This window comes from Pseudorhodobacter sp. (assembly GCF_030452865.1).
GTDB lineage: Bacteria > Pseudomonadota > Alphaproteobacteria > Rhodobacterales > Rhodobacteraceae > Pseudorhodobacter.
This window is the reverse complement of sequence record NZ_JAKDLJ010000092.1, coordinates 1-10,577: the sequence shown is the minus strand read 5'-3', so window position 1 is coordinate 10,577 and position 10,577 is coordinate 1. Positions and strand designations below refer to the sequence as shown.

Sequence of the window (10,577 nt, the reverse complement as noted above, 5' to 3'; positions counted from 1 at the left end):
GGCCAATTCCCCCCCGGAGGATATTTTTGCAGAGAAGAATGGCAGATAGGGGCTGGATCAACGCACTCTCATCGGAACGACCGGTTTTGATTGCCGGGCCGACGGCGAGTGGCAAATCGGCGCTGGCGGTGGAAATTGTGTCGCGATCCGGCGGGGTGATTGTCAATGCCGATGCGTTGCAGGTCTACACCTGTTGGCGCCTGCTGACGGCACGGCCGAGCGTGGCGGATGAGAGCGCATTGCGACATCGGCTTTATGGGCATGTCGCCTGTGATCAGGATTATTCCGTGGGGCATTGGCTGCGTGAGGTCATGGAAATCATGGCCGAGGGTTCTCGCCCGGTGATCGTGGGTGGCACCGGGCTCTATTTCAGCGCCTTGACGGAGGGTCTGGCCGAGATACCCGCAACGCCAGCGGAGGTTCGCCGCGAGGCGGATATCCGCATCGCGGTCGAAGGCAAGGCCGCGTTGTTGGCGGAACTGGACCCGGCCACGCGCGCCCGGATAGACAACATGAACCCTGCGCGGATCCAGCGCGCCTGGGAGGTGATGCGGGCGACCGGCAGGTCGCTTGCGGCGTGGCAGGGTGAAACGGCCGCCCCTGCCCTGCCGCTGTCTGCTGTTGAGGCGATTGTCTTGCGCCCGGCCGTCGGCTGGCTGAACGCCCGCATCGAGCAGCGGTTTGATGCGATGATCGCAGCGGGTGCGTTGGAGGAAGTTCGCGCGCAACTCCCGGAATGGCAGCCGATGCGCGCGTCATCCCGTGCCATTGGTGCCCCCGAACTGGTGGCGCATCTGCGCGGGGAGTTGCCTTTGACCGAGGCGGTGTCCTTGGCCAAGATCGCGACGCGGCAATATGCCAAACGGCAGCGAACCTGGTTTCGCAAGCGGATGCAAAGCTGGATTCCGCTTGATCCGGCGTGAATATCGGCGGCGATGCGTCAAACCTGTGGATAGGTCTGTGGAAGGGTTCGATTTTGACGAGTTTCTGCTTGGGTCTTGCATGTCGGGCTGTTTAACCTTGCCCGGAAAGTTTCAAAGGGACCGAAATGCAGGATCTTACAAAGCTGTCACAATTGCGAGTCATTGCCATTCCGCGCCTCGCTGCTGGCGGGCGTTGGCGGGTGGAGGCGATGCGCGCCTTGTCGGAACCGGTGATGCTCTGGTTCACCAAGGGTCAGGGGCGGATCACCATTGCGGGCAGCACCCGTGGCTATACCGCCAACAATGCAGTGTTCATCCCGCCGGGCGTGATGTACGGCTTCGAGGCCGGGCCACAAGTCTTTGGAACAGCCGTATTCTTTGGCCGGAATTGCGATGTTACCCTGCCGAAAGCGCCGCATCATCTGCGCGTCCGGGAAACCTTTGTTCAGCAGGAGTTGAATGTGACACTGGATGCCATCGTGCGGGAGATGGATGCCAATACCCCGGCGCATGACCGCGCGACGCGGCATTATCTTGGCCTTCTCGGCGTCTGGCTGGAGCGTCAGGTTGAAAAATCCGCAGATGAGGTCAAACGCCCGGACGCCGCCCATCGGCTTGTCGCGCGCTATTCCAACCTGCTGGAACGGAACTTCCGGTCCGGCATGGGGGTTTCGGATTTCGCAGGTGCATTGGGGGTCACGCCGACGCATTTGACCCGCTGCTGCAAACAGGCCTGTGGCAAGCCTGCCTCGGCCTTGCTTCAGGACCGGTTGATTTTTGAGGCCCGCACCCTGCTCGCCGAGACAAAAATCCCCGTCGGGGAGATCGCGGATGTGCTCGGCTTCACCTCGCCCGCCTATTTCACCCGTGCTTTCCACCTCAAGACCGGCAGATCCCCCTCCGCCTTCCGCAAAGAGGCTTGAATCCACCGGGCTTTTCGGGTGTACCCGTGAACAATGGGAGATGCCTTATCAACGGTTTGCTGCCCGATCTTCTTTCTTGTTCTGAATTCGGTTGTGCCGCGAAACACGGGGCATTGGTTGCATCCCGATGGTTGATGCCCTAAAAGCGACGCATGTCGTTTTTGAACATATGTCGTATTTGTGACGCCAGATGGCGAAACCGTACATTGACCGGAGCCGCAATACATGCGGAAATGCCGACGCTGCGGTGGCTCTCTGGCTGCCGCCGACGCTACAAAAACGATTCCCGCAGCATCGACATGCTGAACGCGGAATGAACTCGTCAGGGAGATACGAATGACCAAACACACCAAATTCGCCAAACCGGTCCACCCTGCGGCAATTGATTATGCCGCAGAAGTGGAGGCAGGCACCCTCAGCCGCCGGGAGTTTCTGACGCGCGCAACCGCTTTGGGCGTCGCGTCCACGGTGGCCTACGGCCTTTTGGGCCTTGCCGCGCCGGAAGCCCGCGCGGCTGACACCCCGGTCAAGGGCGGCACGCTGCGTACCGAGATGGAGACCAAGGGCTTGAAGGATCCGCGCACCGCCGACTGGAGCCAGATCGCCAACTTCACCCGTGGCTGGCTGGAATATATGGCGGAATATGAACGTGACGGTTCCATCCGCGGCATGCTGCTGGAAAGCTGGGACACCAGCGATGACGCAACCGAATATACGCTACACGTCCGCAAAGGCGTGAAATGGCACAATGGCGATGATTTCACGGCCGAGGATGTGGCACATAACATCACCCGTTGGTGCGATGCCACGGTTGACGGCAACTCAATGTCCGGACGGATGGGCACACTCGTCGACAGCACAACCAAAAAGGCAGCCGACGGTGCAATCACCGTGGTCGATGACCATACCGTCAAGCTGAAACTGAGCGCGCCCGACATCGCGATCGTCGTCAATATGACCGACTATCCGGCAGCCGTTGTTCACAAATCCTACGACAATGGCGACCCGAGCGTGAACGCCATCGGAACCGGCCCCTATTATCCGGAAACCAACGATGTCGGCGTGAAGCAGGTCTTGGCACTCAAGCCCGATTTCACTTGGTGGGGCACCGAAGTCTATGGCGGGCCGTATCTTGACAAGATCGAGTATCTTGACCTTGGCACCGACCCTTCCGCAGCGGTTGCAGCCGCCGGTTCGGGTGAAATTGATATGACCTATCAGTCGGTTGGCGATTTCATTGACATTCTGACCGGCCTTGGCTGGACCGAATCCGAGGTTGGCACCGCGGCAACGATCTGCGTCCGCTTCAATGAGGATGCCGATCTTTACAAGGACGTGAATGTTCGTCGCGCCTTGCAACTTGCCGTCGACAACAATGTGATTCTGGAACTGGGGTACAACAAGCGCGGCACCAAGGCGGACAACTTCCACGTCTCCAAGATTCACCCGGAATATGCCGAAATGCCTCCGCAGACGGCCGATCCGAAAGCTGCCAAGGAAATGATCGACAAGGCGGGCATGGCCGATACCGAGTTTGAACTGATCTCGGTCGATGATGCCTGGCAAGCGGCAACCTGCGATGCGGTTGCGGCGCAAATCCGCGACGCCGGAATCAAGATCAAGCGCACAGTTATGCCTGGGTCCACCTTCTGGAACGATTGGACGAAGTACCCGTTCTCCGCCACCGAATGGAACATGCGCCCGCTTGGTGTTCAGGTTCTGTCACTGGCCTACCGCACCGGTGAGGCGTGGAACGAATCCGCCTTCAGCAACGAAGAGTTTGACACGTTGATGGCGAAAGCCAACTCCATCGCCGATGCCGACAAGCGCCGGGAGGTGATGAAGCGGGTTGAGGAGATCATGGTCGAACAAGGTGTTGTGATCCAACCCTACTGGCGCTCGCTGTTCCGCCATTATGATCCGAAAGTCCATGGTGCAGAAATGCACCCGACGTTTGAGCATCATCACTACAAATGGTGGATTGAGGCCTGACATTGAACAAAACGGCGGGGGCGATCAGGTTGCCCCCGCCGTTTTGCCCATCTTCGGCGCGGTGTGACCACCCGCTGCCCCTCTCCTTGCAACTGTCCCATAACTCCTGTGATTCGCAGGGGAAGGATAAGTCATGCTGATGTTTTTGCTTCGACGTTTCGGGATCATGGTCCTGACAGCTGTTTGCCTGACCTTCATCGTCTTCTTCCTGACCAACCTCGCCCCCAACCTGGAAAAACTCGCCCGCTCCGAAGGTTCGGTCCGGATGAGCGATGAGCAGGTTCAAAGCTGGCTGGCGACGCATGGCTATGCGCAGCCTCTGGTCAAGCGCTATGGCGAATGGCTTGGTGTGCTGCCGGGCTGGACGGCGACAGACGCTGCGGGCGTCACCACCGGGCGCTGCATCAATGCTGCGGTCCCGGCTGAAAGCGCGCCCACCCGCTGCGGCGTATTGCAAGGCGATTGGGGTTACTCCACCGTGTTCAAACGCCCGGTGTCAGAGATTTTGGGACGCGCACTGGTCGCCACCGGCTGGCTGATGCTCTGGGTGATGATCATCATGGTTCCTTCGGCTTTGGCCCTCGGCGTACTCGCCGGGATGCGCGAAGGGTCGCGAACGGATCGCTTCCTCTCCACCATCGCCATCGCCACCACGGCGACGCCGGAATATGTGTCCGGAGTGATCCTGATCGCGCTATTCGCTTCGGCCACCGTGGGCGTTTCGCCTTGGCTGTTTGAACACGGCTGGATCGAAGGGCGCACATGGTTTCAAGGCACTGCGACCAGCGCAATGGACGATATCACCTTCTGGAACTTCGGACTGCCGGTCATCACCATTGCGATGTATGGCATGGGGTATATCGCGCGGATGACGCGCGCCTCGATGACCGAGGTGATGACCGCGCAATATATCCGGACCGCACGCCTGAAAGGTGTCAGCTTCCGTCAGGTCGTGTTGCGCCACGCCTTGCGCAACGCCCTGATTGCTCCGTTCACGGTAATCATGCTGCAAATCCCATGGCTGCTGAATGGCGTGGTGATCACAGAAACCTTGTTCAATTACAAGGGCTTCGGCTGGACGCTGGTGCAGGGCGCGGGCAACAACGATGTGGAGCTTCTGCTCTCCTGTTCCGTCGTTGCCGTGGTTATCGTGCTGGCGACACAGCTCATTTCCGACATCGGCTATGCCTTTCTTAACCCCCGTATCCGGATTTCCTGAGGAGGAGCCTGCATGGAACCGCTTGGATGGGGTGGCATTTTCACCCGAATGATCATTCAGTTCTGGCCCGTCTGGGCCGCGCTGATCGTCACCTACGCGCTCTCGATCACCTACCGTCGCCGCCTCGGGCTCTATGGCAAATTGTTTGACAGTACGGTCGGCATGATCGGATTTGGCATCGTGATGTTCTGGGTGTTCACGGCACTCTTTGCCAATCACATCATCACACTTGATCCCTTGGGTCAGTTGTCGGGGATGAAGAACAAACCACCCGGAACGGCAGCGCCCGACGGTAGCGCCTATGGTTACTATCTGCTCGGCGGCGATAACCTAGCCCGCGATGTCTTCAGCCGGATGGTGATGGGCGCGCGCCGTGTGCTGGCGATTGCGCCAGCAGCCACCACCTTCGCCTTCATGGTCGGCATCACGCTTGGCCTGCCCGCAGGCTATTTCGCCGGCAAACTGGATACCGGTCTGTCGTTTCTGGCCAACCTCGTACTGGCCTTCCCGGTGATCTTGCTGTTCTACCTGCTGGTCACCCCGGAAATCCGCGACACCGGTATCCCGACCGTTCTCGCGGCGGTGCTGTTTATCTTCCCGGTGATCTTCTTTGTCACCCTGTTCCAAAGCCGGTTCTTCACCGCACCGAACAAACGCAACCTCTATGTTGGCATCACCCTCGTCATCGGCCTCTGGGCCTATTCCGGCCTCGCGTTCAATATCGACCCGCTCGGCATCTGGTCGATGGACCCCAACATGCTCAACGTCTTTGTTGCCGTGGTCTTTGTGAACGCGCCCACGGTTTTCCGGATTGTGCGCGGTCTCGTGCTTGATCTGCGCTCGCGCGATTATGTTGCGGCTGCGCAGACACGGGGCGAAGGACCATGGTACATAATGCTGTGGGAAATCCTGCCCAATGCCCGCGGACCGCTGATCGTGGATTACTGTCTGCGCATCGGCTATACCACCATTCTCTTGGGAACGCTTGGCTTCTTCGGCCTCGGCGTCAGCCCGGAGTCGCCGGACTGGGGCTCGACCATCAACGACGGGCGCCGCCTTCTCTCCATCTTCCCGCATCCCGCTCTCGTCCCGGCGATTGCCTTGATGAGTCTGGTCCTCGGCCTCAACCTGCTTGCCGACGGCTTGCGCGAAGAAAGCATGAGGGATTGATGTCTATCATCTGTTCAAAAATATCCTCGGGGGTCCGGGGGCAGACAGCCCCCGGCGCCGGCCCGCAAGCGACTCGTCGCACAAAAAGCCGAACAGGGAGATAACAATGTCCAACTCCAACTGGGACCCATCCCAACCGATCCTGGAAATCACCAACCTTTCGATTTCCTTCTTCACCCGACTGCGTGAAATCCCGGCGGTAATGGATTTCTCCTGCACCGTCATGCCGGGGGAGGCGATGGGACTCGTCGGCGAATCCGGTTGTGGCAAATCCACCGTGGCCCTTGCCGTGATGCGCGACCTCGGCAAGAACGGCAAGATCGTGGATGGTACCATCAAGTTCAAGGGCCGCGACCTTACCCATATGAATGAGGATGAACTGCGCAAGATCCGCGGTTCTGAAATCGCGATGATCTATCAGGAACCGATGGCCTCCCTGAACCCCGCGATGACCGTCGGCGCACAGCTTGCCGAAGTGCCGATGATCCACGAAGGCATGGGCAAGACGGAGGCATGGCAACTGGCACGTCAGATCGTCGGCGATGTGCGTCTGCCCGATCCGGACCGGATCATCCGCGCCTATCCGCACCAGCTTTCCGGCGGCCAGCAACAACGCATCGTCATCGCGATGGCACTGATGTCGAAACCCGCGCTGCTGATCCTCGATGAACCCACAACCGCGCTTGATGTCACTGTGGAGGCAGGGATCGTCGATCTCGTCAAGGATCTGGGTGAGAAATACGGAACCTCGATGCTGTTCATCTCGCACAACCTCGGCCTTGTCCTCGATGTCTGCGACCGGCTGTGCGTGATGTATTCCGGCGAGGCGGTTGAAACCGGCAATGTCTCCGAAGTGTTCGACAAGATGCGCCACCCCTATACGCAGGCGCTGTTCCGCTCGATTCCATTGCCCACCGCCGACAAGAATTCGCGGCCCCTCGTCGCGATCCCCGGTAACTTTCCACTGCCGCACGAACGCCCGAGGGGCTGCAACTTCGGCCCGCGCTGCGACTATTTTGAGGCGGGGCGCTGTGACGTTGGCGACATCAAGATGGCGCCAGCCGAAGGCGACCGCCACGCCTCGCGCTGTGTGAAATTCAATGAGATTGACTGGAACGCGCCGCTCAAGGCTGTCAAGAAGCAGGAGAAAACGCCTGTCGGCGAGGTTGTCCTGAAAATGGAAGATCTGCGAAAACTATGAGGTCTCCGGTGGGTCCATGTTTGGTGGCGGCGAACAGAAAGTCGTCAAGGCCAATGAAACCCTATCGTTCGAGGCCCGCGAAGGCGAAACGCTTGCCATCGTCGGCGAATCCGGTTGTGGAAAATCTACCTTTGCCAAGGTTCTGATGGGGTTGGAGACTGCGACCAGTGGCAAGATTTTCCTTTACAATCAAGATATTCAAGACACTCCGATCGAACGGCGCGGCGTCGATACCGTGTCCAATGTACAGATGGTGTTCCAGAACCCGTTCGACACGTTGAACCCGTCGATGACCGTTGGTCGCCAGATCATCCGGGCACTGGAAATCTTTGGCGAAGGCAATTCGGACGCGGAGCGCAACACCCGCATGCTGGAGCTGATGGACCTGGTGAAACTGCCGCGCGAATTTGCCGACCGCATGCCGCGCCAGCTTTCCGGCGGTCAAAAGCAGCGTGTGGGCATCGCGCGCGCCTTTGCCGGTGATGCCAAGATTGTCGTTGCGGATGAACCTGTCTCGGCGCTCGACGTGTCGGTTCAGGCTGCGGTCACCGATCTGCTGATGGAAATTCAGCGCAAGAACCGTACGACGCTGCTGTTCATCAGCCACGACCTTTCCATCGTGCGCTACCTCAGCGACCGGGTGATGGTGATGTATCTTGGCCACGTCGTCGAACTGGGGACCACCGATCAGGTGTTTTCACCGCCCTACCACCCCTATACCGAGGCGCTGCTTTCCGCCGTGCCGATTGCCGACACAAAAGTCATCAAAAAGCGCATCGTACTGGATGGTGACATCCCGTCGGCGATGAACCCGCCTCCCGGTTGTCCGTTCCAGACCCGCTGCCGTTGGAAAAGCCAGGTGCCGGGCGGGTTGTGTGAAATAGAGGTTCCCCCGGTCAAAAACCTTGGCAGCGGGCATCAGATCAAGTGCCACCTGTCGGATGAGATTCTAAAAGAAATGGAACCGGTGATCACCATTGCGGCGGAGTGAAGGGCTTCACCCGCTTTGGATAAGGCAATCCTTTGGTTCAAGGGTAGCCTTATCTGCCGGTCCAGAAATCTTGAAAGATTTGATCCTATTCGATTGCTGGCTTGGATCCTGATAAAAAGTAAGCGGTGCGAAGACCCCATGTTTCAATAAAATAAGGGATTTGCGATATTCGTTACGCCGGGTCCGTTCTCAGTGACAATTAGCAGGCATAGCCTGAGCGATTGCCTGCCGGGCAACATCCAAGCGAAGGCTTCGCGGTATTTGCGGGCAAAAACCTGACTTGCACGAGATCATAGAAGTTCAAGGCCACGAAACCTTTCCCAGCCGATGCAAACACGGTAAAGGGGGGGATGAACAACATCGTCCTTTCGCCTGACAGCGACCCCGCAAACACCCGGCCAACCGTCCGCCTGAAACCCAAGGCCGAGGCGCGGGCGATCCGCCATGGTTTCCCTTGGGTTTACGCCGATGAGCTTGTCACCGACCGGCGCACGCAAAAAATGGCCCCCGGTACCTTGGCGATTCTGGAAGATGGCGACCGTCGCGCGATGGGGTTGGTGACGGTGAACCCCAATTCCAAGATCATCTGCCGGATGCTGGACCAGAACGCCGAGGCGGTGATTGATCAGACTTGGCTGGAGGCGCGCTTGACCCGCGCCCATGCGATGCGCGCGCGGCTTTATGATGCGCCGTTTTATCGGCTCGTCCATGCCGAGGCCGATGGTCTGCCCGGCGTCGTGATCGACCGGTTCGGGGATACGGCGGTGATCCAGCCCAACGCTGCCTGGGCCGAGGCGCATCTTGACGCTTTGGTGGCGGCTTTGGTCGCGGTGACGGGCGTGAACAACATCCTGAAAAACGGCACCGGCCGTGCCCGCCACCTTGAAGGGCTGACCGAGGAAACCGTGGTTCTGCGCGGGACTGTCGATGCCGCACTCCCGGTGCCGATGAACGGGGCGACCTATTTGGCCGACCTGATCGGCGGGCAGAAAACCGGGTTGTTCTTTGACCAGCGCCCCAATCACGCCTTCGCCGCGCGTTTGGCCAAAGATGCGCGGGTGCTTGATGTTTTCTCGCATGTTGGCGGCTTCGGTCTGGCAGCTTTGGCGGGTGGTGCCGCTTCGGTTCTGGCGGTTGATGGTTCCGCACCCGCGCTTGCTTTGGCGGAAGATGGCGCGAAAGCCTCTGGTTTCGCGAAAGATTTCACCACCCGCCAAGGCGATGCTTTCGCGGTGTTGGAGGCATTGGCGACCGAAGGTGCGCAGTTTGATGTGATCGTCTGCGATCCCCCCTCATTCGCCCCCGCCAAACCGGCGTTGGAGGCGGGCTTGCGCGCCTACGAACGGGTTGCGCGTCTGGCGGCGGCGCTGGTCGCACCGGGCGGATATCTCGGGCTTTGCTCCTGCTCCCATGCCGCTGATTTGCAAGCCTTTCGCAACGCTTGCGGACGCGGGATTGGCCGCGCCGGTCGGCGGGCGCAACTGATCCACACCGGACACGCCGGGCCGGACCATCCGATGTTGCCGCAATTGGCGGAAAGCGGCTACCTCAAGGCGCTGTTCTATCGGCTTGACGGGTGAAGCTCGTCCTTGACGCCTGTGTGCTGTTTCCGACCGTGATGCGCGAATGCCTGCTGGCAGTTGCCGCGCGAGGATTATTCACACCACTCTGGTCCGACCGTATCCTTGGTGAATGGCAACGCGCCGCCGCCCGTTTTGGCCCCATGGCGGAGGCCGAGGCGCTGGCCGCAATTGCCCGCGCATTGGTGGGGTTTCCGAGAGCTGTGGTCAAGTCGCAACCGGGGCTGGAGGCGCGGCTGCACCTGCCCGATGAGAATGATCTTCACGTTCTCGCCACCGCAATCACGGGCCATGCCGACGCCATCGTCACCCTGAACGCCAAGGATTTTCCGCGCGGCACGCTTGCCGCCGAAGGGTTGGAGCGGCGCGACCCCGACGGGTTGCTGTGGGAGTTGTGGTCGCATCACACCGACCGGGTGGAACAGGCGTTGGAACAGGTCCGCGCCACGGCATCGAAGCTGTCGGGGGAAGAAAAACCGCTGAAACCCCTGTTGAAACGCGCCAAACTGACCCGGCTGGCACGCGCCGTGACGGGCTGATGTCGCAGCGGCGGATGACAAATCCAGTCATCCAACAGC

7 protein-coding genes and 1 pseudogene are annotated in these 10,577 nt (G+C 59.8%); all 8 read left to right on the top strand.

From position 1 onward, the window contains the following. Positions 1-38: 38 nt before the first annotated feature. The 8 genes and pseudogenes from miaA to L0H65_RS07585 all read left to right on the top strand — a co-directional run bounded on the left by miaA (position 39) and on the right by L0H65_RS07585 (position 10,538). Positions 39-923 carry a tRNA (adenosine(37)-N6)-dimethylallyltransferase MiaA gene (gene miaA, locus L0H65_RS07620; RefSeq protein WP_301458258.1) on the top strand — a complete coding sequence of 295 codons (885 nt, stop codon included), beginning with the start codon at positions 39-41 and terminating at the stop codon, positions 921-923. A 125-nt stretch (positions 924-1,048) separates the two neighbouring features. Beyond that, positions 1,049-1,846, top strand: a complete 798-nt coding sequence (locus L0H65_RS07615) for an AraC family transcriptional regulator (protein ID WP_301458256.1) — start codon at positions 1,049-1,051, stop codon at positions 1,844-1,846. Positions 1,847-2,182: 336 nt separating this feature from the next. After that, positions 2,183-3,838 carry an ABC transporter substrate-binding protein gene (locus L0H65_RS07610; protein ID WP_301458254.1) on the top strand — a complete coding sequence of 552 codons (1,656 nt, stop codon included), beginning with the start codon at positions 2,183-2,185 and terminating at the stop codon, positions 3,836-3,838. 133 nt (positions 3,839-3,971) lie between these two features. Further along, positions 3,972-5,057: an ABC transporter permease gene (locus L0H65_RS07605; RefSeq protein ID WP_301458252.1), complete on the top strand. Its 1,086-nt coding sequence runs from the start codon at positions 3,972-3,974 to the stop codon at positions 5,055-5,057. 12 nt (positions 5,058-5,069) lie between these two features. After that, the gene (locus L0H65_RS07600) at positions 5,070-6,227 is read left to right on the top strand and encodes an ABC transporter permease (protein ID WP_301458251.1); all 1,158 of its coding nucleotides are present in this window, start codon (positions 5,070-5,072) and stop codon (positions 6,225-6,227) included. Between the two features lie 106 nt (positions 6,228-6,333). Then, positions 6,334-8,419 (top strand): annotated as a pseudogene (locus L0H65_RS07595) (dipeptide ABC transporter ATP-binding protein). Between the two features lie 350 nt (positions 8,420-8,769). After that, entirely contained in the window at positions 8,770-9,999 is a 1,230-nt protein-coding gene (locus tag L0H65_RS07590) for an RSP_2647 family RNA methyltransferase (protein ID WP_301458248.1), read from the top strand. Beyond that, a complete protein-coding gene (locus L0H65_RS07585) occupies positions 9,996-10,538 on the top strand; it encodes an RSP_2648 family PIN domain-containing protein (protein ID WP_301458246.1) in 543 nt (180 codons plus the stop codon). The genes L0H65_RS07590 and L0H65_RS07585 overlap by 4 nt, the downstream gene beginning before the upstream one ends. Positions 10,539-10,577 lie beyond the last annotated feature (39 nt).